The organism is Actinoplanes sp. CA-142083, assembly GCF_050942195.1.
Lineage (GTDB): Bacteria > Actinomycetota > Actinomycetes > Mycobacteriales > Micromonosporaceae > Actinoplanes.
Window position 1 is genome coordinate 5886086 of the sequence record NZ_CP192076.1, and the last position, 22310, is coordinate 5908395.

Genomic DNA, 22310 nt, shown 5'->3' on the forward strand with positions numbered 1-22310 from the left:
CGCCGCGGCCACCGCCGCCCGGGACACGGCCGCCGGGCGCGCCCGGGTCGCCCTGGGCACCGCCCTGCTCAACATGCCGACCTGGTCGCCCGCCCAGGTTGCGCCGCCCGCCGACGCCGAGGGGATCGCGCAGGCCCAGTACGACTGGCTCGTCGCCACGTTGCCGTTCATCATGCCGTCGCGCTACTACATCGAGCTCAGCGCCGGCGGGAATGCTTCGTGGAATGCCGGCGTGAATTACGCGTCGCTACTTTCGCGGTCGCCCTACCGTTCCACGGTCGAGTCCCTGTATCGCAGCGCCGGCCTCTCGCTGCCGGCCGACCTGCACACGTTGACCCGCGACGCTTCCGTGCGCGCCGACCGGGCCGCCGTGGCGTCGCTGACCCGCACGTCGACGGTGACCGGCCGCCTGGACGTGCCGATGCTGACCATGCACACCCTCTACGACCAGCTCGCGCCGGTCGAATACGAGAACCTGTACGCGCGCCAGGCTCGCGGACCGCTGCTCCGGCAGTCGTATGTCGCCCGGCGTGGACATTGCTCCTTCACCCCATCGGAGCTGATCGCCGCCGTTCAGGCCGCCGAGCACCGCGCGGTCACCGGCCGCTGGGACGACCGCGCCACGACAGAGGGCCTGCAGGAGGCGGCGCTCGAACTGGGACTCGGCGACGCGCCGGCTTTCGTCGAATTCCGCCCGGGTCCGCTGGTCAGCCACCGATCGCTCCACTGAGCAGCGCGCCACGCCCGGGCGCCCGCCACGACCCATCCAGCGGCGCGGCCCGGCCGGCGGCGCGGCCCGGCCGGCGGCGCGGCCCGGCCGGCGGCGCGGCCCGGCCGGCGGCGATGACTCAGCCGCCGGCCAGCAGCGCGCGGATTCTTTCCAGCGAGCGGCCGAAGTAGCGGTGCTCGACCGGCCGGGTGAGAAAGTCGGCCAGCGAATAGAGGTCGAGGGCCTGGCTGAGCTCCCGCCAATGCGGCGGGAGCTCGCCGCCACCGTCGCGAAAGCCGGCCACGAAACTTTCCTCGAAACCGGGGCGGCGGGGGAAGCGCAACATGTTGCCCACGTCGAACAACGGCGAGCTGCTGAAGGCGTACTCGAAATCAAGGACGGCCGTGACCCGCGAGCCGACCGCGAGAATGTTCTTGGGGTTGTAGTCGGCGTGCACGAGCTGGCGGCTGCCGGCCAGCGCTGCCACCGCCGGGGCTGCCTCCGAGGCGTAGCGCCGCAGCGAATTCTGCTCGGCGGCGGTGAGATGGCCTTGCGCGTTGCCTTCGCGCAGGCAGCGGTCCACAAAGGCGTCCAGCCCGAGGGTCGGCTCGGAGCCGTCGGGCGTGAGACCGCCGTTCGCGAAGAAGCCGGGCGCGTCGAAAGTCACCGAACCGAGGCGCGCCAGCACGAAGCCCACCTCGCGCCCGAGGTCGTCGCCTATCGCACCCGCCGAGCGACCGCGATCCCCGCCCACCGCACCCGCCGAGCGACCGCGATCCCCGCCCACCGCACCCGCCGAGCGACCGCGATCCCCGCCCACCGCACCCGCCGAGCGACCGCGATCGCCGCCCACCGCTCCCGCCGAGCTGCCGGGATCATCGCCGCCCACCGGGGCGCCCTCGACGAAAGTTGACAGCATCGCCGGCTCGCCGGCCTGCTTGCCGGTCTCGTCGGCCGCCACCACCTCGGGCACGGGGATCACCCCGGCCAGGCGCCGCGCGAGGGCCGCCTCGACCGCGCACCGGTTGGCGCCCAGGTAGCGGCGGAGCACGAAACGGCGCCCGTCGTCCATCGTGACCAGCACGTTGTGGTTGCTGTAGCCGCCGGTCAGGGTGCGTTCAAGAGCCACCCGCCGGCCCGGTAGCGCATCCGCCTCGATCCAGTCCCGCAGAGTTGGCTCCATGCCGCCATGATCTACCGGAACGTTCCGAGGTACATGCTGTGGTCCGAGTAGCCGGTGTTCGCGCTGGCCACCAAGCCGGCCGGCGCGAGGAATCCGCGGCTGCCGAACAAATAGTCGATCTTGCGGGTGGGACGCGGGAGGAAGGTCGGCAGGGCGTGCTCGCGGTCGACGTTGGCCTCGTCGAAGGCGGCGTAGAAAGCGTCCAGGTCGGGGCTGTCCGGCGCCACGTTGAAGTCGCCGCCGAAGAGCACCGGCCGGTTCGAGGCGATCGGCACGAGCCACCGGCGCAGCGCGCCCAGCTGAACCGAGAGGTTGGGGCCCAGCGCGGTGTGCGTCGTGACCGCGAACAGGGTCCGGCCGGGCAGCCGCACGGTCACGCCGAGGACGGCCCGCCCCTCCTGGTGGGTACCGTACGGGCTGGGCAGCTTGTAGAGGACCTTGCCCGTGACCGTCCCGCGCGCCACGATCGCGATCCCGAACCCCTTGCCGTGCTTGCGGTCGTAGTCGTCGCATCGGCCGCCGCTCGACGCGCGAGCGAACTCCGCGGTGTAGCCGTAGCGGGCGAGCCGCCCTTTGATCCCGAGGAACTGCGAGTAGCAGAGCTCCTGCAGCATCGTCACCGACGCGCCCAGCGCCCGGATCTTGTACGCGATGTTTCCGGCCGTGTTGCTGACCTCGCCGTAGCGGCACACGTTTCCGCACACGTTGAAGGTCACCGCCTTGACCGCCGCGGGCCGGGCCGCTTGCGCGGGCGCGCCCACCATCACGGACAACACGGCGGCAACAAGGGCCACGACAAGCCGGATTCGCATGCCGACACGTTCGGCGCGCCCCGGCGGCCGGCTCAGGCAATGCCGGTCGCAGCATGGTTGCTTCGAGAAAGTTTCAGGAGAAGACGGCGGAGATCGTGACGCCGATCAGCGTGCCGGTGATCGCCAGCCCGATGCCGAAGCGCCGCGTCTCCGGGAACCACAGGCTCCCGGCCAGCACCAGCACGAAGATCGGCACCCATCCCCAGTAGGACGACAGCCCCGGAATGATCGCCGACGGCCCGACCTTGGCCACGCACGGCCCGAGACAGCCGACGGCGCCGCCCGCCATCAGTCCCGCCGCCAGCCCCCGGTCCAGGAACGGCGCCGGGAACGCCGGCGACGCCACCGTCAGGATCGGGTCGTCCAGGCCGTGCCGGGCGAGCGAGATGACGTACCCGTCGGCGTCCTCCACCTGCAGGAGCCGCCCGTCCTCGCCGGGACCGTCGGTGACCTGGCACCCGGCGTCGCGCCACAGCTCGGCGATCACCTCGAAGACCTCGTCGTCGGCCTCGGGAAGCCGCCCGCCGCGCAGCACCCGCCGCCCTCCGCTGTGCGCCAGGGGCATCCGCAGGAACTGGGCCGGCACAGCCTCGACGCGCAGGCCCGGGTAGGCATGCACGGTGGCGGTCAGGCGCTGCTCCACCCCGCGCGTCGCCTCGGACCTGCTCATCTGCGCCACTTGCGCAGAATGTCGCAAATGTGGGGCCGTCGCCGCCCGAACGGCGGAAGTGAGCGAACCTCAGGTAGCGCCATCAGCGAGCTGAGCAACCCGAGCCCGCAACCCGCCCACCCCCTCGGGCCGCCCGCCGATCGCCCCGATGTCCTCGCGCAGCCCGTCCAGCCACACCCGCAGGTCGGCGATGATGTAGAGATCCTGCCCAAGGTCCGTCGGCCAGGAGAGCCCCACCGGCGCCCCCGCAGACGAAGGCATACCCCCATGCCGGGCAAGCGCCTCCGCAGCCTCGTCATAACGCCCGGCAACGTCCTCGGACAACGCAGTCAGCGGCTCGACACAAGGCAGCAACCCACCGGCCGGGCAGGAGCGCAGCAGGGCCTCCGCCCCCCGTACCGCGTGATGCCCCGCCAGCAACGTGGCCTGCCAATCCACGGTGGCGGCCGGGTGGCGCTCGCTCTGATAGAGCGCGAACGAGGCATCCGCCAACTGCCCGGCCAGGCGGGCCGACGGCATCGCCGCGCCCGGCTGCTGCCCCCGCGCCATCACCGCCACCGTCTCCCGGATCACCCCCGCCGCCCCGGTCAGGAACGTGCTGGTGGCCCGGTGCAGCTCGCCTCCCCCGCCGCGCGGCCACGCAAAGACCCCGGCCAGCACCCCGATCGCCGCCCCCACCAGCACGTCCAGGACCCGAGCCTCGGCCAGCCGCCAATCGACGGGCGTGACCTGCGCGAACACGAACGTGATGACCAGCTGAACAACGCCTGCGACCACCCCAGGCCCAGCAGCGGACCGGCCGCGAAGCCGACGATCATGACAAAGGGCAGGGCGATCGCGTACGCCGTGGGGTGGATCCCGCCGATCAGCAGCAGCGCCGCCACCAGCGACCCCGCGACGGTCCCCACCAGCGCCGGGCGCAGCGCCGAGCGGGTCTCGGCCGCCGACGTCCGCAGCACGGTGAGGATCGTCAGCAGCACCCAGAAGCCGTGCGACAGGTCGAACTCGCCCGCCAGGAGCCGAGCCACCGCGAGCGCCGCCGCCAGCCGCAGGGCACCTTGGAAGGCGACCGATCGAGGCGTCAGATTTTCCCGCAAGCGATGCCAGTAGAGAGCCGGCGTTCGCCGATACGCGTACCAGAACGGCCCCGGCCGGGCCGACGGCGGCGTGGGGTCGGGGTGCGACGGGCGTTCCCCGGCGGCGATCCGGACCGCGAAGATCAGCGACTTGGTCCACTCCCCCAGGGCCAGCGCCAGCGCGCCCAGCCGCAGCCGCTCGGGGGTGATCCCGTCGGGATCGGTGTTCATCCGGGCGACCCGGAACTCGGTGAGCGCCGAAACGACCCGGCTCGTGTCGGGCAGCGGCCCGTCGCCGCGCAGCCACGAGGCCGCCGCCGCGGTGCAGCCGGCCGTCTGCCGTACGAGATGGGTGGCCGCCGGCAGCGTGACCGAGTCGCGCTCGTCGGTGAAGAACAGGTCGACCGCCCGGCCCAGCAGCAGCCGCGCGGTGCCGGCCGCCGAGCTCAGCGCGCGGTCGTGCCGGCCGGCCGACGCGGGCCGCTGCAGCGGCGGTAGCCGGGACGGCCGCAGCCCGTCGGCCGCGTCGGTGGCCTCGGGCAGCAGCGCGGCCAGCCGGTCGCGGCCCTTGGGGTCGCCGCTCCACGTGTCGGCGACCGCCTCCAGGCAGCCGGCCAGCGCGCCGATCGCCGCGCCCAGCTTCTCCCGGTACGACACCGGCGACGGGTCGGGCCAGAGCGTCACCTCGGCGATCGCGAGCAGCACGATCGCCATGGTCACACCGATCAGCCGGGCCGGCAGCGACCCGGGGTCGAAGGGCGGGAAGCACGGCAGGATGTAGAGCAGCTGCATGCCCGCGGCCAGGCCGGCCAGCCGGGGGCCGCCGACGCCGACGTAGCTGACGGCGAAGCCGAGCAGGAACATCCCGGCGGTGGCCGCGACCGTGCTGAACGACAGCAGCGTGCCCACCGAGATCAGGGCCCAGGCGACGGGCAAGACCATGATCAGCGTACGGGCGCGGCGGCGCGGGCTTCCGGGGATCTGGGAGAGGGCGCCGAGCGCGACCGCGCCGAACAACGCGTACGGCGCCATGGCGGGCGCGCCCAGGACGTAGCGGCAGAAGTAGAACCCCAGGCAGGCGACCAGCGTGACCCGGACGGCCCGGCGGACCGCCAGCAGTTGCGGGTCGTGCCGCCGCAGCCAGCTCACGTGCCAGATCTTGCCACCTCGGCGGGGACGCGGGCACGGGCGCGCGCCGCGATCGCGCACGTCCCGGCGCCGGCGGCCAGGAACAGCACGCCCAGCGACAGCCAGCCCGGCCCGCCGTGGTCGATCGCGGTGGTGGTGACGACGGCCGGGGCGAGCATCGTCCCGATCGCCGGCCCGGTCTGGCTGATCCCCTGGTAGGCGCCGGCGAACCGGGGGTCGGCCAGCTCGAACGCCAGCTCCCACCCGCCCGACTCGGCCAGGACCTCGCCCGCGCTGTGCGCCACCAATCCCACCACCAGCAGCAGGGCGGCGATCAGCGACGGCCCGTGGGCGGCCGACGCATAGAGCGCGCAGGCGACGGTCAGGAAGGCCGCCGCCACGAGAACCACCCGTCCCGCCGTGCGGATGTCGCGCGCGAGCCGTGCCGCACGCACCTGGAACAGGGCCACGAAGGCCGTGTTGATCACCAGGAGGAGCGCGACGGTCGCGGCGGGGGCGTGGGTGTGGCCGGTGACCCACAGCGGCATGCCGACGGTCAGCACGCCGAACTGAATGGTGAGCAGGCCGTTGAGCCCGGCGATCGCGACGTACCGACGGTCGCGCAGCGGCGAGACCCGGCCCTCGTGCGCGGCGACCGGCCGGGCCGGCGCCGCGGGCAGGTGACGCAGCGGAATCGCCGACGACAACACGAGCAGCGCGGCGACGACCATCGTCAGCGCGTACCCGGAACTCGAATTGAGCGTGAGCGCACCGGCTGCCGCGACCGATCCCACGCCGATGAACACATTGGTCGCCACCCGCAGGCGGGCCCGGACCGCAACCCGGTCGGGGCCGGTGAACTCGCGGGCCAGCAGGGTGGTGCGGGCCGTGCGCTGCGCGGCCTCGGCGCCCACCGCGACACAGGCGGTGAGGACGAAGGCGACGGCGGTGCGGGCCATGCAGTACGCCCCGAGCGCCACACCCTGACACAGCGTCATCGTCACCAGCACCCGCCCCGCGCCGAGCCGATCGGAGAGGTGGCCGGCCCCGAACGACGCCGCCAGCCCCACCGCCCCGGCGATGGTGAGGCCGAGCCCGACGGTCGCCGCGCTCAGCCCGATCACCCGGGTGAAGAACAGCGCGCTGATGCCGAACAGCAGGCCCTTGGCCAGCGAGGAGGTGGTGGTGCCCCAGAGCAGGGCTCGTTCGAGAGTCACCCGGTCTTTCTCGCAGGCGGGCCGCCGGCGGGCGAACGATGTAGCATATTGCTTCATGCCCGTGCGCTACCGTCTCGTCGGCCAGGACCTGGCGGATGTGCGGTTCGCCATCTCGCCGCTCAACGAGCTGGTCCTGTCGCTGCACGCCTGGCGCGATCCGGGCCGCTATCCGCTGCACCTGCCGTGGATCCGCGAGCTCGAGCGACTTCGCGACCGGCTCGACGCCGAGATGCTGTTTTCGCTGGTCAACGACGCGTTGTGGACGCCCGACTTCCTCAACCCGCGGCCGCGCACCCCGCTGACCCGCCTCGAGGACGAGTTCGCGCAGGTGGCCGCCACCCCGGCCGAGGTCGTCGCGCGCGACCTGCGGATGCTGCACGGGCCTGACTACGATCCGCCGCCGCTCGCCCGGATCATCGACGCGCTCGCCGGCTACTGGGAGCTCTGTTTCGCGCCGCATTGGCCGCGGATGCGCGCTCTCCTGGAGGGCGACGTGACCTACCGCGGGCTGGAGATCGTCCAGCGGGGGCTGGCCGCCATGTTCGCCGGGCTGGCCGGACGCGTACGCATGCTGGACGACGTCGTCGAGGTGAAGCTGACCTCCGCGAACATCGACTACGAACGGCCCACCACGGGCGGCCTCACCCTCGTCCCGTCGATGTGGACCAGCAGCGCCTCGGTGCCGATCTCGCCCGACGAGCCACCGATGATCATCTACCTGACCCGGGGTGTCGGCACGTTGTGGGAGGCCCAGCCGCTCCCGGCGCCCGGCGCGCTCGCGGCCCTGCTCGGCGCCCACCGCGCCGGCTTGCTCGCCACGCTCGACACGCCCGCGTCCTCGACCGAGCTGGCCGCCCGCCTCGGCGTCACCACGACCGCCGTCAACCAGCATCTGCGCGCCCTGCGCGCCGGCGGCCTGCTGGTCAGCGCCCGGCACGGCCGCTCGGTTCTGTACCGCCGCTCCGAGGTGGCCGACCGGCTCCTCGCGCACGCCGGATAACATACCGTGCGTGGATCGTCGCGTTCTGTTACGTCGCTGGCACCTTGTCGCCTTCGTCCTGCTCGGTGCCATGGCACTCGCCTGCGAACAGGGCGCGGGCGGTGCGGAGCCGCGGCCGACCGGCAGCGTGAAGGGCTACCCGTCCTCGATGGCCGCCCTCGGCGACTCGATCACCGCCGGCTTCGGCAGCTGCGGCACGTTCCTGATCTGCGGCCGCAACTCCTGGTCGACCGGCACCGCCGACGCCGTCGACAGCCACTACCTCCGCATCCTCGCCAAGAACCCGCGGATCGAGGACCACGCCCGCAGCTTCGCCCAGCCCGGCGCCCAGGCGGAGGACCTGCCCGGCCAGGCGTCCCGCGCGGTCGACATGAAGGCCGAGTACGTGACGGTCCTGATCGGCGCCAACGACGCGTGCGCCTCGACCCCGGCCGGGATGACCTCGGTGAAAGGCTTCCGCGCCGACGTCGACCAGGCCCTCGGGCGTCTGAAGAAGGGCCTTCCCAAGTCCCGGGTGCTGGTGGCCAGCATTCCCGACATCTACCGGTTGTGGCAGGCAGGACAGGCAAATCCCGACGCCGTACGGGTGTGGTCGCGCGCCCACATCTGCCCCACGATGCTGGCCGACCCGACGTCGAAGGCGAAACCCGACGAGGAACGTCGCCGCGCGGTACGCGCCCGCATCGACGACTACAACGACCAGTTGCGACAGTCCTGCAAGGCGTACGGGAAGCGCTGCCGCTGGGACAACGGCAGCGTCCACGAGTCCCGGGTCACCCTCGACCTGGTCAACCAGGTCGACTACTTCCACCCCAACGCCGAGGGCCAGCACGAGATCGCCGCGGCGACCTACCCCGGCCGCTTCACGTGGTAGGCAGCTCGCCCGTCTCGGCCAGCTGCTCGGCGACATCGGAGAGCTTGCGGTTCAGCCGCTGCGACACGCGGCGCAGCACGTCGAAGGCCTCCCCCGCCGACAGGCGCTGCCGTTCCATCAGGATGCCTTTCGCCTGCCCGATGACGTCGCGGGTGCTCAGTCCCCGGTGCAGGGCCGCCTCCCGCCGGTCCACCTCGTCGTGGCGCTGCGCCATGGCCACCGCGATCCCCACGTACGCGGCCAGGATCGAGCCGAACTCCTGGTCGTCGTCGCTGAACGCGTCGGGCGTCGCACTGTAGAGGGTCAGGGTGCCGAGTGCCGACCATTGCGCCGGCCGTTGCACGGACAGGCCGAAACACAGGGCACTGGCGACGCCCAGCTCGCCGGCGGTGGCGGCCAGGACCGGCCAGCCCGGCGCCGCGGTCAGGTCGGCGGCATGGACCGGCTGGTCGCCGTTCAGCGCCGCCGGCGCCGGCCCGATGCCGGTGGCGAACTGGAGGTCGTCGAGTTCGGCGGCGACCGCGTCGCTGGTCACCGTGCCGACGACGCGCCCGTGCTGGTACAGCGTGAGGCCGGCGTGATCGCATCCGGCCACGGCGCCGACGGTGAACTTCAGCACCCGGGCGAGGACGTCGTTCAGCTCGTCGCTGCCGAACAGCTGCCGCGCCAGCGGGGCGAAGGCGGCCAGCAGCATCGGGCCGTACGGCTGCGGACCCCACGCCTCGGCGGCGAGCGCCCGATCGCGCGCCGCCGCGTGCCGGCCGGCCGCGGCCCGCTCCCGCTGGCGTTCGCCGTCCGCGCGCGCCTCGGCGTCCGCCGCCGGGTCCGCTCCGGCGGTCAGCCGCGCCGCCCGGTCCCGGCGGCGGGCCGGCGTTGCCTGCTCGAAGCGCCGTTCCCGGTCGAGCAACTCCCGCTCGCGCTCGTCGGCCTGCCGCTCGCGCCGCCCGGCGACCTCGTCGCGCCGGTCCGCGAGCGCGTCGCGCTCGCCGGCCTGACCGTCACGTTCCGCGGCGACGAAGTCGCGCCGTTCGGCCAGCCAGGCGGACTCCTCGGCGTCCACGGCCTGCTGCGCCAGCCGGGCGGTCGCGAGCCGCTCGCCGCGGGCGGTGCGAAGCTCCGCGCGGGCCCGGATCCGGGCGGCGGCCTGCCGCGTCCGCTCCAGTTCCGCTTCGGCCCGCCGCACCGCGGCCTCGGCCCGGTGCACCGCCGCCTGGGTCGCGGCCGCCTCCGCCGCGTCGTCGTCGCCGCTCGCCCGGTCGGCGTCCCGCGCGTCCTGCGCGTGCTCCTGGCGATCGGCCAGCCGCTCCCGCTCGTCGGCGAGCGACTCCCGCTCGTCGGCCAGCCGCTCCCGCTCATCGGCCAGCCGCTCCCGCTCATCGGACCCGGCCTCCCACAGGTCGGCCCGCCGCCGGCGTTCCTCAGGCGAGACGCTGTTCCCGGTCATCGCGATCCCTCCCGCCGACGCTCGCCGCCTCCCGGGCGGTCAGCATCGGCGTCAGCCCCAGCAGGTCGAAGACCGTCTTGGGCAGGCCGCGCAGCCCGTCGACGCGCAATCGCCGGCCGCGGCCCGCCGCGGCTTCCCACGCGCCCATGATCACGCCGGCGCACTTGGCATCGATGAAGGTAACGCCCGAGAAGTCCAGCACGATGAGGGGGGCCGCGGTCGACTCGGCGACGGTCATCAGGTGGGAGCGCAACTCGGCGGCGGCCACCAGATCGAGCTCGCCGGACACGAAGATCACCTCGGCGCCGTCGACGTGCCGCCTCGACCATTGCACAGCGGAATGCACGCTGTCATCAGCAAACCTGGACACCAGCCATCTCCTCACGGAGCGTCGGCTGGGTCATCAACCTCGCCTCATTCTGGTCCTGCCGAAGATCGTCCGCAACCGGAACACGCCACGATCGGATATCCGGTGCGTGACGTACCGGTGACCACCCTAGACTTGTCGGCCATGCTCACCATGCAGGACGCGCTCGCCCGGCTGACCTCCTACTGGACCGATCAGGGATGCCTGGTCGTGCAGCCGATGAACACCGAGGTCGGGGCGGGGACGCTCAACCCCGCGACGTTCCTGCGGGTGCTGGGGCCGGAGCCCTGGCGGGTCGTCTACGTCGAGCCCTCGGTGCGGCCCGACGACTCGCGCTACGGGGAGAACCCGAACCGCCTGCAGACGCACACCCAGCTCCAGGTGATCCTCAAGCCCGACCCGGGCAACCCGCAGGAGCTCTACCTGGGCAGTCTCGCCGCGCTCGGCATCGACGTGGCGGCGCACGACGTGCGGTTCGTCGAGGACAACTGGGCCTCGCCGGCGCTGGGCGCGTGGGGGCTGGGCTGGGAGGTCTGGCTCGACGGCCTGGAGATCACCCAGTTCACGTACTTCCAGCAGGCCGGCGGCCTCAACCTCGACCCGGTCTCGGTGGAGATCACCTACGGCATCGAGCGCATCATCATGGCGCTGCAGGACAAAAATCACTTCAAGGACATCGAGTACGGGCCGGGAATCTCCTACGGCGAGGTCTTCGGCCAGCCCGAGTACGAGATGTCGCGGTACTACCTGGACGATGCCGACGTGGCGGCCAACCGGCAGCTGCTGGAGCTCTACGCGGCGGAGGCGCAGCGGCTGATCGACGCCGGACTGCCGGTGCCGGCGCACACCTACGTGCTCAAGTGCTCGCAGGCGTTCAACGTGCTCGACGCGCGCGGCGCGGTGTCGACCGCCGACCGGGCGGCGGAGTTCGGCCGGATGCGGCGGCTCGCGGGCGAGGTCGCCAGGCTGTGGGTGGCGCGCCGCGAGGAGCTGGGCCACCCGCTCGGCCGGGTGGAGCCTCCCGCGCTCGCTCACCCCGTCGCCGCGCCGGCTTCCCGCGATGGCAGCAGGCTGCTCGTCTTCGAGATCGGCACCGAGGAGCTGCCGCCGTCGGAGTGCCGCGCCGCCAAGGAAGCGGTCGAGCGGGAGATCACCGCCGGCCTGGCCGGCACCCGGCTCGTCCACGGCGAGGTGCGCGTGTTCGCGACACCCCGGCGGGTGGTCGCGGTGGTCACCGACGTCGCCGCCCGTGAGGACGATTTCGTACGGACGGTGCGCGGTCCCAAGCTCGCCCAGGCGTACGGGGCGGACGGCGCGCCGACGAAGGCCCTCGAGGGGTTCCTGCGCGGGCAGGGCGCCACTCCCGCCGAAGCGACCGAGCAGGACTTCAACGGCGTACGTCATGTGGTGCTGAACCGGCCGGAAGCCGGCGGCGCGGCAGCCGAGGTCCTCGCCCCCGTGCTCGCGAAGGTCGTGACCGGCCTGCGGGCGGCCAAGAACATGCGGTGGCGCGACCCGCAGCTCTCCTACAGCCGGCCGATCCGCTGGCTGACCGCGCTGTGGGGCGACGACGTGGTGCCGGTGGCGGTGGGCCTGCTCGCGGCCGGCCGCACGACCCGCGTGCTGCGCACGGCCGCCGAGCCGGTGCTGGAGATCGCGTCGGCCGAGACGTTCATGGAGACCCTCGCGTTCAACGGGATCGTGGCCGACCCCGAGGACCGGCGCGAGCTGATCGTGACCGGCGCGCAGGACCACGTGTACCCGGAGGGCCGCGTCGACGTGCCCGGCGAGGCGGCGCTGATCGACCAGATCACCTACCTCGTCGAGGCGCCCACTCCCCTGCTCGGCACGTTCGACGAGAGCTACCTGACGCTGCCCGACGCGGTGCTGACCACGGTCATGCGCAAGCACCAGCGGTACCTCCCGGTCCGCGACGCGGACGGCGCGCTGCTGCCGATGTTCGTGACCGTGGCGAACGGCCCGGTCGACGTCGAGCTGGTGCGGGCCGGCAACGAGGCGGTGCTGCGCGCCCGCTACGAGGACGCGGCGTTCTTCTACCGGGCCGACCGTTCATCTGATCTGGCCGAGCTGCGGAGTCGTTTGGAGCGGCTCACCTTCACCGACAAGCTGGGCTCGATGGCCGACCGGGCCGCGCGGATCTCGTCGCTCGCGCTCGCCCTCGCCGCCGATCTGGAGCTCTCGTCGGCCACCCTGAAGCGGGCGGCGGCGCTGGTGAAGTTCGACCAGGGCTCGCAGCTGGTCACCGAGATGACCAGCCTGGCCGGCGTGATGGCCCGCGACTACGCGCTGCACGCCGGCGAGCCGCGCGACGTCGCGCAGGCGATCTACGAGGCGGAGCTGCCCCGCAACACCGGTGACAGCCTGCCGTCCTCGGTGCCGGGCGCGTTGCTGTCGCTGGCCGACCGGCTCGACCTGGTGGCCGGCCTGGCCGCGACCGTCGGGCTGCCCACCGGCAGCAGCGACCCGTTCGCGGTGCGGCGGGCCGTGCTGGGCCTGCTGGCGGTGCACCGGGCGCATCCGGCGCTGGCGGCGCTCAGCCTCACCGACGGTCTCCGGCGGGCGGCCGCGCAGCAGCCGGTCCCGGTCTCCGGCGAGGTCGTCGCGGCGTGCGCCGACTTCCTGGCCAAGCGGCTCGAGCAGACCCTCACCGAGGAGGGCAACCCCGTCGATCGCGTACGGGCGGTGCTGCCCCACGCCGACCGCCCGTCGGTCGCCTCGAACCTGCTGACCCAGCTCGCGTCCGTGACGGCCAACCCCGATTTCGTGGCGGTGGCGGAGGCCGTGCAGCGGGCCCGCCGGATCGTCCCGCCGGGCACGCCGGCCGGGTACGACTCCGGGATCCTCAAGGAGCCGGCCGAGGTCGCGCTGCACTCCGCCGTCGTCGCGGTCGCCGCCGAGCTCGGCCCCTCGCCGGAGCCGGATCTGTTCCACTTCACCGGCATCGTGTCCCGGCTGGCCGCGCCCCTCGCCACGTTCTTCGACGAGGTCTTCGTGATGGCCGAGGACGCCGACGTCCGGGCCGCCCGGCTGGGGCTGCTCGCCACCGTGCGGGACCTCGGCGCCGGGGTCCTCGACTGGCCGGAGCTGCAGCTGCGCTAGACGGCGCCGGCGATGTCCTCCGGGGCGCGCATCCGCCAGGCGTCGGTGACCAGCTCGGTGAGGCGGTCGACGGTCACCTCGCCCAGGCGCAGCATCACCAGCGGCAGGCCGTCGTAGCCGAGCGTGGTGAAGAACAGGACGGGTTCGCCGAGAAGCAGCGCCTGCTTCTCGGCCTCGTCCCCCACGTAGAGGACGGCGATGTCGGTGCGGAGGACGCGGGGCTTGCCCGGCAGGCGCTCCGGATAGGACCAGACGAAGCCCTTGTTGCCGACCCGGAAGTCGAAGCCGTCGCTGTCGATCTCCACCACGTGCGGCAGCGACAGCGCCAGCCGGCGCACGTCGTCCGCGTCAGCCACCGTCGTCCCCCTTCGCCCTCCGGGGTGAGATTACGGCGTCGACACCTCGAAGCGGGGACGGGCCGGGACCCGGGTGGCGCGCCGGTTCCGGCGGATGATCCATTCGGCGATCACGGCGTTGATCAGCCAGCCGGCGCCGAGCGCGACCGCCCGGCCGGTCGCGTTCAGCTCGCCGACCGCCAGGATCCACGGGAGCTGGGTGAACGCCTGGGTGCCGGCGCCCTGGGCGAGGGCGTAGGCGCGGATCATCCAGGCCCGGTGGTGCGCGATGTCGCGTTTGCGCACGGCGAGGACCGCCAGCACGATCGCCAGCGTCATGACTCCGCCGACGATCAAGCGCTCGACCTTCACCACCACGCCGTCGACCGCCGGGAACTCGTACGCCAAAGTCATCCACACGCCGGTGAGCGCGACCATCAGGCCGGCCGGGATCAGCACCCAGCCGGCGACGCGATGCCACCGCAGGTGGCGGCGCCGGAACCGCGGCGCGAACTGGAACGCGCCGAGCACGCAGTAGACCAGGGCCGCGACGATGTGCAGCACGACCGGCACCGGCATGGCGAAGAAGCGCTCGTTGTCGGAGGTCACCGGCCCGCCGGACGCGAGGCTGCCGAGGCGGATGGCGCCGCCCGCGGCCGGGATGAGGGTGAGGGCGATCAGGCCGGTCGGGATGAGCCAGCTCCTGCGCGAATTCATGGCCTTGATGCTCCCGGGACCGGCGCCGCGGATCATCGGCACGCGGGCCGGGATCGCGCCGGTCTTTATGACGGCGGCAAGACCGTACTTCCGGCCGATGCGCCGGCCGGTAGGGTCCTCCCATGGTCATCCGCTATGCCGTCGGCCTGCCCACGGTCGGTCAGTTCGGCGACGTCCGCTTCCTCACCGACCTCGCCGTGGAGGCCGAGCGGCAGGGCTGGGACGCGGTCCACCTGTGGGACCACGTGCTGTTCCACGATCGCGACTGGCCGGTCACCAGCGCCACCGTGGCGGCCGCGGCGATCGCGGCGCGGACCAGCCGGGTGCGCATCATCCAGACCGTGACGCTCCCCCGCCGGCAGGCGCAGGACGTGGCGCAGGACGCCGCCGCGGTCAATGAGCTCTCCGGCGGGCGGCTGACCCTGCTGACCATCCTCGGGTCGATGGACGAGGAGTATTCGGAGTTCGGCCTCGACCCCTCGATGCGCTCGCGGGGCCGGGCCCTCGACGAGCGCCTCGAGCGGATGGGCGAGCTCTGGTCGCAGTGGAACGTCCCCCGCCCGCCGATCTGGTGCGGCGGGCTGTGGCCCAACCGGGCCGGCCTGCGCCGGGCGGCGCGCTACGACGGCGCGATGCCCATCTTCGAGGATCAGCGGCTGCGCAACGTCAGCGTCGACGACTTCGCCGCGGCGGCGTCCTTCGTGCGGGAGCGGGCCACCGGCGAGCCCGACCTGGTCCTGGAGGGCGCGACCGACGCCGCGACGGCGGCCGCGCAGGTCGAGCCGTACGCCGCGGCCGGCCTCACCTGGTGGGTGGAGGCCCTCGGCTGGTGGCGGGGCGACCGCGCCGACGCGGCCGCTCGCGTCACGCGGGGACCGGTCGCCTGAGCCCCCGCTCGAGGAGCTTGAAGAGGACCTCGGCGGAGGCCCGGGCCGCGAACGACTTGTACCGGTCGTCCTTGCGGGGATCCGCGTGGTCCATGACGCCCTTCACCACCACCCAGTACGGCACCTCGGCGCAGAACGCGGCACACGCGACGGTCGCCGCCTCCATCTCGAGCCCGAGCACGGTACGTACGCCCCGCTGCTTCAGCTGCTCCCAGGTGACGCCATCCTTCACCACGACGTTGCCGCTGGCCATCGGGCCGACGGCGATCTGGAACGGCAGCCGGCTCGGCCCGTGCACGTCGTCGCAGACGACCTGCTCGATGTGCTGCCGGCCGTGCCCGGTCAGCGACAGCCGCGCCCCGTCCCGCACCACCAGGCCATCGTCCACCAGGGACCGGACGCAGTCGGCCCAGGTCTCGCCGGGAAAGTACCGCCGCCGGGCCGGGTGCTTCGTCGGATCCTCGCGCGCGAGGAGTCGTTCGAGCAGCCAGAGCCGGGCGTCGGCCGGGCTGACCTCGCCGTAGCTCGCCAGATCGGAAGCGGACAGCTCCTGCGCCTCCCGCACCCACCGGTCGGCCAGCGGGAACTGGCGATGGTCCCGTTCCTGGTCGTAGGCGTAGGTCAGCTCGGCGACGATCACGTCCCCGAGCGCGACGTTCTCCGGGTTGCCGGCGCACACCCCCGACATGGCCACGCACTGCGGCTTGAGCCGTTCCACGAGCATCGAGACGAGCGGCGCGGTCCCGATGCTGCCCATCCTCGTCGGGCGCGCGAGCGCGACCACGAAGCAGGCGCCGTCCGCCGTCGTGCACCGCCCCAGGAGATACGGCGCCGAGGTGGCCAGGTCACACCCCTGCCAGCTCGCCACCCCCTGGGCCAGCCCGGCCTCCCGGGCCGCCTCGAACTCCCCCTGCAGGGCCGTGACGATCAGGACGTCGACCCCGGTGCTTGACAGACCGCCCCTAGTCGCATGTAAGGTAGTCGCATAGGAAGCAGCGGGCGACCGGTGGCCCACCCATGCGAGTTCACCGCTCGACACGGTCGGATTCCTCTCTTCCGGAGCTGCGGGCGGCACCCAGGGGCGGCGGGTCCGATCATGCAGATGCACGTGCAGATGGCGTTGCATCGTCAAGTGCTAGGCGCATGCTACTCACGCCGTGCCAGATTCGCGGGTAGCTGTGCGTAGCGTGTCGCCCGGCGTCGCCGTCCAGCGCAGGCGTCGGCCCACGGGCGACCGTGCAAGATGCACGTGGCACTTTGGACGTGAACGTGAGTGATCTTCACGTCTCGACCCTTTGGCCTGATCACACCGGTCGATACGCCGCGTGACCAAAAGGCGGACAATTCCAGCAACCACCGCCCGACCGCTAGGTCGGTTAGCGGCGCGGCTACGGTCGCACTACAACAGGTAACACCTGTGAATTACGCCACACGTCACTCGTGTCGGGCGGGCCAGGGCTGGTCGGTCTCGACCGGCTGGGTGTAGTCGACGCCCGGGACGTCGAAGCCGTACAGCGCCCGGAACTGGGTGCGGAACCAGTCGATGTCGGCGAGCTCGACCACCGTCTCCGGGGCGATCGCCTGCCACCGCTTGGTGACCCCGGCCTGCACCGCCGGGTCGAGCTCCCACCGGTCGAGCCGCGCGCGGCCCTCCTCGTCCACATCGAACGGCCGCGCCCCGGTCAACTGCTCCCACAACTGCACCGACTGCTCGATCGGGGACTGCAGCCGGTCGCCCAGCTCGCCGCGCAGCATGCTGACGTAGAGCGCGATGCTCGGGATCGCCGTCGACGCCTGGGTGACCGCGGCGCCGTTCACCACCGTCAGGGCCTTGCCGCCGTGCGGGGCGAGCCGCGCGTCGAGCTCCCGGGCGGTCGCCTCCAGGTTGGCCTTCGCCGCGCCGATGGTGCCGTTGCGGTAGATCGGCGCGTTCAGCTCCGAGCCGATGTACGTCAGGGCGACCGTGCGGAACCCGTCGCGCAGCAGACCCCGCTCGGCCAGCGCGTCGACCCAGCGCGACCAGTCCTCGCCGCCCATCACCCGTACGGTCGCGTCGGCCTCGGCCTCGCCCGCCGGCTCCAGGGTGACCTCGCGCAGCGACGGCGTCCCCTCGATGTCGAACTCGAGCGTCTTGGTGACGTAGGTGCGGCCGAGCGGCTTGATCACCGACTGGTAGGTCTCGCCGTTGCGCGGATCGGTGCGCCGCGGCGCCGCCACGCTGTAGATCAGATAGTCCACGCCGCCGAACCGCTCGGCGATCAGGTCGAGCGCCTCCGCCTTGGTGGTGTCGGCGAACGCGTCGGCGTTGAGGAACGAGAAGTCGCAGCCCAGCTCGCGCGCGATCGCATCGGTGGCGATGGTGCGGTACCACCCGGCGGTGGCGCTGCGGCGCCCGGCCGGCCGCTCGAAGCCGATGCCGAGCCCCCGGATCCCGTGGCGGACCAGCCCGGCGATGGTCGCGGCCAGGCCGTACCCGGCGCTGGAGCCGATCACCAGCGCCGTCGGCCCGGGCGTGGCCGCGTCGCGCGGCGCCCCGGCCTCGGCGCGCATCCGCGCGACGCTCTCCACGCACCCGGCCGGGTGCGAGTCGAGCAGGAGAAACCCGCGGCCGGTCGGACTCACGATGCGCTCGGACATGGTCCGTAGCGTAGCGGTGGATCACCCCGATGGCGTTGTCCGCGCCGTCATTTTGGCGGCCGTTACCGGTAGGTGCGTTTCGCTACCGCCTGCCCGACGCCGGCCGCGGCGGCGTAGAAGTGGCGCAGGTTCGCCGCGTGCCGCTCGATCTCGGCGGCGAAGGCCGCCGGCAGCTCGCCGCCGGCGCGTTCGGCCAGCGCGGCGCGGTGGCGGCCGACCAGGGTCGCCGGGTCGACGCCCCGCAAGTACTCGGCGGCCCGCGCCACCTGGTCCGGCGGCAGCACGATGATCATGTCGCGGCCGGACGGGCCGATCACGCCCAGGGGCTTGCCGCCCAGCACCACCAGGCCCGCCGCGTCGCCCGGCCCGTGCCGGCGCCCGGTGAGCGCGAGCTGTACGAAGGCCCACTCCCGGCCGAGGCTGCACAGCGTGCCCGCCGCGGCCTCGGCCGCGAACACCTCGTCGTCCATGGTCGCCGCGAACCCGGTCTCCAGGTGCTCCGCGCCGCGGGTGACCTCCTCCGGCCAGACCCGTCTCATGACCAGTCCGATGGCCACTACTGCGCCAGATGGTCCAGGCCGAGCACGCCGAGCATCCGGCGCAGCGGCGGGCTTGCCCGGGCCAGGCGCAGCCGGCGGCCGTGCTCGCGCATCCGCTCGTCGACCCGGCCGAGCGCGCGCAGCCCGGCGGCGTCGATGAAGGTCAGCTCGCCGACGTCGACGACCAGGTCGGAGGACGGATCGATGGTGCGCATCAGCGCCCACTCCAGGGCGGCCGCCGTCGCCATGTCGACCTCTCCCCTGAGCCGCACCGTCGCCATGCCGGCCTCTCGCAGTCGCGCCGTCGTCATGGCGAGAAGAGCGCGCGGGGTGGTCGCTTCGTTACACCGCGCCGGGAATCATCCGGGCCGGCCGGCGTGCACCGCGGCCGCGCCGGTACGGACCATGCGGTGCCAGCGCAGCCGGCCGCCGAGCAGCGCCGCCACGGTGGACTGGATGACCACCAGGTACATCAGTTGGCGGTAGACGACCTGTTGCAGGGGCAGGCTCCACAGCGGGCCGTACCGCTCCCCGTCCAGCCGCAGGGCCACCGCGGCGGTGGCGACCTGGACGGCGGTGAAGCCGGCCCAGACCGCGGCGGCCCTGCCCCACGGCAGGAAGAGCACGCTGTAGAGCCCGTAGATGTCGATCATGGGTGCGGTCAGCGGCAACAGGACCTGGAACAGCAGCAGGTAGCCCAGCCCGCGCCGGCCGAGGCGGCCCGGCGCGCCGCGCTGGAGCACGGTGCCGCGGTGCTTCCACATCGCCTGCATGGTGCCGTAGCACCAGCGGTGCCGCTGCCGCCAGAGCTGACGGACGGTGGCGGGCGCCTCGGTCCAGGCGACGGCGCGGGGCTCGTAGACGACCAGCCACCCGGCGCGCAGGACGGCCATGGTGAAGTCGGTGTCCTCCGCGAGGGTGTCGGCCGGCACCCCGCCCGCGTCCCGGACGGCGGCCCGGCGGAACGCGCCGATCGCGCCCGGCACGGTCGGCATGCAGCGGGCGATCTCGAACATCCGGCGGTCCAGGTTGAAGCCGATGATGTACTCGAGGTGCTGCCACCGGCCGAGCAGGCCGCCGCGGTTGGCGACCTTGGTGTTGCCGGACACCGCGCCGACGCGGACGTCGGCCAGCGGCTGCACGAGGCGGCCGACGGCGCCGGGCTCGAAGACCGTGTCGCCGTCCACCAGCACCAGGAGGTCGCCGCGGGCGTGCCGGATGCCGGTGTTGAGGGCGGCGGGTTTGCCCGCGTTGTCCTGCCGGACGACGTGCACACCGGGCAGGCCGAGGCGCTCCACGATGCCCGCGGTGTCGTCGGTCGAGCCGTCGTCGACGACGATGACCTCGATCGCCGGGTAGTCGTTGCCGATCAGCGAGCGGACCGTCGCGGCGATATTGGCGGCCTCGTTGTACGCCGGCACGATGACGCTGACCGGCCCGAGGTACTCGAGCGGCCGGCGGTGCCGTCGGCGCACCCGCCGGGCGTGCACGGCCGCGGTGACGAGCTGGACGGCGAGGCGCAGCAGGCCGAGCGCCACCGCGACGATCATCAGCGCGGTCAGGACCCGCGCGAGCCAGGACGCGGTGCGCTGAGCTGCGCGCAGGGCCTGGCCGCGCCACCGCTGGGCGCCGAGCGCGGCCGGCGCCGGCGGCAGTCCGAGCGCCTCCGAGACCGTGACGAACCGGTAGCCCTGGGCCTGCAGCCGGGGTATGGCGCGATCGAGGGCGGCGACGGTCTGCGCGCGGTCGCCGCCGCTGTCGTGCAGCATGACGATTCCCGGCCGGACGGCCCGCGCGATCGCGTCGGCGCCGGGCCGCCGCCAGTCCTCGGTGTCGTGGTCGGTCATGACGAGCAGGTAGCCGGGCGCCGACTCGCGCCAGGCGTCGTACTCGGCTCCGGTGAGCGCCTCGGGTGACGACGAGTACGGCAGGCGCAGCAGAACCGGCCGGCGTCCGACCGCGGCGGCGACGGCGTTGCCGGTGAGCGTGAGCTCGAGGCGCATCCGCCAGGCCGGTGTCCCGGCCGGGACGTGGGTGAACGTGTGCGAGCCGATCTCGTTGCCGCCGGCCAGGACCTGGCGGGCGATCTCCGGGTGCTCGTTGACCCGGGAGCCCACCTCGAAGAACGTGGCCCGGGCCCGGTGCTTGGCGAGGACCGCGAGGATGCGCGGGGTCCACACCGGGTCGGGGCCGTCGTCGAAGGTGAGCGCGATGGTCCGGGCGGGCAGCGCGCGGCTGCTCACCTTCCCGTCGCTCTCCAACCGCTGGACGGCGGCGCCCGCGGTGGCGGCGGGCGCCGGCGAGGTGTCCGCCGCCGGCTGGTCGCCGCTCTCGGCGCCGGCGTGCGTGACGTATCCGTCGAGGCTCAGCTCAGCCAGCAGGACGAGCATCGCCAGCGCGAGCAGCGCCCAGTGCGCACGCGGCTCGCGCCGGAGGACCCGTTTGCCCACGTCACTTCTTCTTCGACGGACGCGCGCCCGGGGAGTGGGCGTGGTTGCGGGGATGGGCGGAGGCGGACGCGCTCGGCGTTGCCGACACGCTCGGCGTGGCGGATGTGCTCGGCGAGGCGCTGGTCGGCGGAGGCGCGGCGGGCCTGGTGACCGTGGCCGCCGGTCGTGCCCTGGTGGTCGCGGGCACCGCGGCACGGCTCTTCGGCACCGCGGCACGGCCGGTCGCCGCCGGCCAGCCCGGCAGGCCCGCCTCTCCCGGCCCGGTGAAGCCGGCCAGCAACGCGACGACGGCCGTCACCAGCAGGACGCCGCCGGCGAGGCCGGCGCCGACCAGGAGACGGCGTCGCCGGCCGGAACGGTCGACGAAAACGGGATCGACGATCATTTCTTTCCGCCGGGGTGACTGGTGGCGTGCGGGTTCGGATGGGAGGGCGTCGCGCGGTGCGAGCCGGACTTTCCGGGCGCGGTCGTCGTGGCGGTCGGCGTGGGCGACGGCGCGGCGGAGGTCAAGCCGGCGCAGTACTGCTCGACGTTGTCCTCCCCGCCGGCGGCCGCTGTCAGGTCGCGCCGGTCCCGGCCGTTCATCGGGTGGCCGCCGGCGGCGGCCTCCTGCCAGTCCGCGCACCAGGCCAGTTGCTCCGCCGGCACGGCGATGGTGGCGGTGGCCGCCGGCGACGGCGACGGCCTGGAGGTGGGCTTGACCGGGGCCGTCGTGGCCTTGCCCGCCGACGGCGACGGCGACGCCGGAACTGTTCTCGGCGCTGGTACGCCCAGCGCCGAGAACAGGCGGTGCGCGCGCTGCTGGACACCGGCGGGGAGGTGCCCGGTACCTGCCGCCACAGCGGTGCCGGCGAGGCCGAGAACGGCGAGGGCCGTCGCGATGCTCACGACGATCGTCCTCGTGGACGCCGGCATCCGTTCCCTCCGTCGCGTGGTCTCCGCAGCACGGCGACGCTCCGCGGCGAGTGCCGCGGCCGCGGCCTGCTCGCCGCCGCGCTCCCCCGAGGCGGCGGGGGCGCGCAGAGCGGCGAGCAGGTGATCGAGGCCAGGGCTTCCCGGTCCGGCCCGACCGCCCGCAGCCAGCCGGTCGGCCTCGTCGAGGCCGTGCCGGTCAGCTCGCCATGTACGCATCGCACGCAGGAGAG

General features: G+C 73.4%; 21 protein-coding genes. 4 read left to right on the forward strand and 17 right to left on the reverse strand.

Going from position 1 to position 22310, the window contains the following annotated elements:
• Nucleotides 1-848: 848 nt before the first annotated feature.
• From ACQPZX_RS27070 to ACQPZX_RS27095, 6 genes are all read right to left on the reverse strand, one after another.
• Complete coding sequence (locus ACQPZX_RS27070) at nucleotides 849-1892, reverse strand: phosphotransferase family protein (protein ID WP_433360635.1); 1044 nt, start codon at nucleotides 1890-1892, stop codon at nucleotides 849-851.
• Nucleotides 1893-1903: 11 nt separating this feature from the next.
• Nucleotides 1904-2704, reverse strand: coding sequence for an endonuclease/exonuclease/phosphatase family protein (locus tag ACQPZX_RS27075; RefSeq protein WP_433360638.1), 801 nt, complete (start codon nucleotides 2702-2704; stop codon nucleotides 1904-1906).
• 73 nt (nucleotides 2705-2777) lie between these two features.
• Nucleotides 2778-3374 (reverse strand): hypothetical protein, encoded by a 597-nt coding sequence (locus tag ACQPZX_RS27080; protein ID WP_433360641.1) that lies wholly within the window; start codon nucleotides 3372-3374, stop codon nucleotides 2778-2780.
• A 69-nt stretch (nucleotides 3375-3443) separates the two neighbouring features.
• Entirely contained in the window at nucleotides 3444-4058 is a 615-nt protein-coding gene (locus ACQPZX_RS27085) for a hypothetical protein (protein WP_433360644.1), read from the reverse strand.
• Nucleotides 3962-5599: an FUSC family protein gene (locus ACQPZX_RS27090; RefSeq protein ID WP_433360647.1), complete on the reverse strand. Its 1638-nt coding sequence runs from the start codon at nucleotides 5597-5599 to the stop codon at nucleotides 3962-3964. The genes ACQPZX_RS27085 and ACQPZX_RS27090 overlap by 97 nt, the downstream gene beginning before the upstream one ends.
• Nucleotides 5596-6795, reverse strand: coding sequence for an MFS transporter (locus ACQPZX_RS27095; protein WP_433360650.1), 1200 nt, complete (start codon nucleotides 6793-6795; stop codon nucleotides 5596-5598). Before ACQPZX_RS27095 ends, ACQPZX_RS27090 begins: the two co-directional genes overlap by 4 nt.
• Nucleotides 6796-6850: 55 nt before the next feature.
• Between ACQPZX_RS27095 and ACQPZX_RS27100 the strand changes: the two genes are divergently transcribed.
• Together ACQPZX_RS27100 and ACQPZX_RS27105 are read left to right on the forward strand one after the other, a co-directional pair.
• The gene (locus ACQPZX_RS27100; RefSeq protein WP_433360652.1) at nucleotides 6851-7795 is read left to right on the forward strand and encodes a helix-turn-helix domain-containing protein; all 945 of its coding nucleotides are present in this window, start codon (nucleotides 6851-6853) and stop codon (nucleotides 7793-7795) included.
• A 10-nt stretch (nucleotides 7796-7805) separates the two neighbouring features.
• Nucleotides 7806-8669, forward strand: coding sequence for an SGNH/GDSL hydrolase family protein (locus tag ACQPZX_RS27105; protein ID WP_433360655.1), 864 nt, complete (start codon nucleotides 7806-7808; stop codon nucleotides 8667-8669).
• Here the strand turns inward: ACQPZX_RS27105 and ACQPZX_RS27110 are convergent.
• Together ACQPZX_RS27110 and ACQPZX_RS27115 are read right to left on the reverse strand one after the other, a co-directional pair.
• The gene (locus ACQPZX_RS27110) at nucleotides 8659-10113 is read right to left on the reverse strand and encodes an ANTAR domain-containing protein (RefSeq protein ID WP_433360658.1); all 1455 of its coding nucleotides are present in this window, start codon (nucleotides 10111-10113) and stop codon (nucleotides 8659-8661) included. The genes ACQPZX_RS27105 and ACQPZX_RS27110 overlap by 11 nt on opposite strands.
• Nucleotides 10088-10483: an STAS domain-containing protein gene (locus tag ACQPZX_RS27115; RefSeq protein WP_433360661.1), complete on the reverse strand. Its 396-nt coding sequence runs from the start codon at nucleotides 10481-10483 to the stop codon at nucleotides 10088-10090. Before ACQPZX_RS27115 ends, ACQPZX_RS27110 begins: the two co-directional genes overlap by 26 nt.
• A gap of 141 nt (nucleotides 10484-10624) precedes the next feature.
• On the opposite strand from ACQPZX_RS27115, the gene ACQPZX_RS27120 reads away from it, so the two are divergent.
• Nucleotides 10625-13600: a glycine--tRNA ligase gene (locus ACQPZX_RS27120; protein ID WP_433360664.1), complete on the forward strand. Its 2976-nt coding sequence runs from the start codon at nucleotides 10625-10627 to the stop codon at nucleotides 13598-13600.
• Here the strand turns inward: ACQPZX_RS27120 and ACQPZX_RS27125 are convergent.
• Both ACQPZX_RS27125 and ACQPZX_RS27130 read right to left on the reverse strand, forming a co-directional pair.
• A complete protein-coding gene (locus tag ACQPZX_RS27125) occupies nucleotides 13597-13956 on the reverse strand; it encodes an MmcQ/YjbR family DNA-binding protein (RefSeq protein ID WP_433360667.1) in 360 nt (119 codons plus the stop codon). The two genes, ACQPZX_RS27120 and ACQPZX_RS27125, sit on opposite strands and share 4 nt — an antisense overlap.
• Nucleotides 13957-13986: 30 nt before the next feature.
• Nucleotides 13987-14652 (reverse strand): DUF2306 domain-containing protein, encoded by a 666-nt coding sequence (locus ACQPZX_RS27130; protein WP_433360670.1) that lies wholly within the window; start codon nucleotides 14650-14652, stop codon nucleotides 13987-13989.
• Nucleotides 14653-14774: 122 nt separating this feature from the next.
• Between ACQPZX_RS27130 and ACQPZX_RS27135 the strand changes: the two genes are divergently transcribed.
• A complete protein-coding gene (locus tag ACQPZX_RS27135; RefSeq protein WP_433360673.1) occupies nucleotides 14775-15539 on the forward strand; it encodes an LLM class flavin-dependent oxidoreductase in 765 nt (254 codons plus the stop codon).
• Here the strand turns inward: ACQPZX_RS27135 and ACQPZX_RS27140 are convergent.
• The 7 genes from ACQPZX_RS27140 to ACQPZX_RS27170 all read right to left on the reverse strand — a co-directional run bounded on the left by ACQPZX_RS27140 (nucleotide 15517) and on the right by ACQPZX_RS27170 (nucleotide 22296).
• Nucleotides 15517-16578, reverse strand: coding sequence for a hypothetical protein (locus ACQPZX_RS27140; RefSeq protein WP_433360676.1), 1062 nt, complete (start codon nucleotides 16576-16578; stop codon nucleotides 15517-15519). The genes ACQPZX_RS27135 and ACQPZX_RS27140 overlap by 23 nt on opposite strands.
• Nucleotides 16579-16973: 395 nt before the next feature.
• Nucleotides 16974-18176 (reverse strand): enoyl-[acyl-carrier-protein] reductase FabV, encoded by a 1203-nt coding sequence (fabV, locus tag ACQPZX_RS27145; protein WP_433360679.1) that lies wholly within the window; start codon nucleotides 18174-18176, stop codon nucleotides 16974-16976.
• Nucleotides 18177-18238: 62 nt separating this feature from the next.
• Complete coding sequence (locus tag ACQPZX_RS27150; protein ID WP_433360682.1) at nucleotides 18239-18715, reverse strand: DUF1877 family protein; 477 nt, start codon at nucleotides 18713-18715, stop codon at nucleotides 18239-18241.
• A gap of 17 nt (nucleotides 18716-18732) precedes the next feature.
• Entirely contained in the window at nucleotides 18733-19026 is a 294-nt protein-coding gene (locus ACQPZX_RS27155) for an STAS domain-containing protein (protein ID WP_433360685.1), read from the reverse strand.
• A gap of 48 nt (nucleotides 19027-19074) precedes the next feature.
• Nucleotides 19075-21165, reverse strand: a complete 2091-nt coding sequence (locus tag ACQPZX_RS27160; protein WP_433360688.1) for a bifunctional polysaccharide deacetylase/glycosyltransferase family 2 protein — start codon at nucleotides 21163-21165, stop codon at nucleotides 19075-19077.
• A gap of 1 nt (nucleotide 21166) precedes the next feature.
• Entirely contained in the window at nucleotides 21167-21550 is a 384-nt protein-coding gene (locus ACQPZX_RS27165) for a hypothetical protein (protein WP_433360691.1), read from the reverse strand.
• A complete protein-coding gene (locus ACQPZX_RS27170; protein WP_433360694.1) occupies nucleotides 21547-22296 on the reverse strand; it encodes a hypothetical protein in 750 nt (249 codons plus the stop codon). The genes ACQPZX_RS27165 and ACQPZX_RS27170 overlap by 4 nt, the downstream gene beginning before the upstream one ends.
• Nucleotides 22297-22310 lie beyond the last annotated feature (14 nt).

Excerpts from the sequence above, each read along its gene's own strand:
- ACQPZX_RS27080 (WP_433360641.1), bottom strand. The coding sequence starts at position 3,374 with ATGAGCAGGTCCGAGGCGACGCGCGGGGTGGAGCAGCGCCTGACCGCC.
- ACQPZX_RS27170 (WP_433360694.1), bottom strand. The coding sequence starts at position 22,296 with ATGCGTACATGGCGAGCTGACCGGCACGGCCTCGACGAGGCCGACCGG.
- ACQPZX_RS27130 (WP_433360670.1), bottom strand. The coding sequence starts at position 14,652 with ATGAATTCGCGCAGGAGCTGGCTCATCCCGACCGGCCTGATCGCCCTC.
- ACQPZX_RS27070 (WP_433360635.1), bottom strand. The coding sequence starts at position 1,892 with ATGGAGCCAACTCTGCGGGACTGGATCGAGGCGGATGCGCTACCGGGC.
- ACQPZX_RS27110 (WP_433360658.1), bottom strand. The coding sequence starts at position 10,113 with ATGACCGGGAACAGCGTCTCGCCTGAGGAACGCCGGCGGCGGGCCGAC.
- ACQPZX_RS27150 (WP_433360682.1), bottom strand. The coding sequence starts at position 18,715 with ATGAGACGGGTCTGGCCGGAGGAGGTCACCCGCGGCGCGGAGCACCTG.
- ACQPZX_RS27120 (WP_433360664.1), top strand. The coding sequence starts at position 10,625 with ATGCTCACCATGCAGGACGCGCTCGCCCGGCTGACCTCCTACTGGACC.
- ACQPZX_RS27075 (WP_433360638.1), bottom strand. The coding sequence starts at position 2,704 with ATGCGAATCCGGCTTGTCGTGGCCCTTGTTGCCGCCGTGTTGTCCGTG.
- ACQPZX_RS27135 (WP_433360673.1), top strand. The coding sequence starts at position 14,775 with ATGGTCATCCGCTATGCCGTCGGCCTGCCCACGGTCGGTCAGTTCGGC.
- ACQPZX_RS27100 (WP_433360652.1), top strand. The coding sequence starts at position 6,851 with ATGCCCGTGCGCTACCGTCTCGTCGGCCAGGACCTGGCGGATGTGCGG.
- fabV (WP_433360679.1), bottom strand. The coding sequence starts at position 18,176 with ATGTCCGAGCGCATCGTGAGTCCGACCGGCCGCGGGTTTCTCCTGCTC.
- ACQPZX_RS27155 (WP_433360685.1), bottom strand. The coding sequence starts at position 19,026 with ATGACGACGGCGCGACTGCGAGAGGCCGGCATGGCGACGGTGCGGCTC.
- ACQPZX_RS27165 (WP_433360691.1), bottom strand. The coding sequence starts at position 21,550 with ATGATCGTCGATCCCGTTTTCGTCGACCGTTCCGGCCGGCGACGCCGT.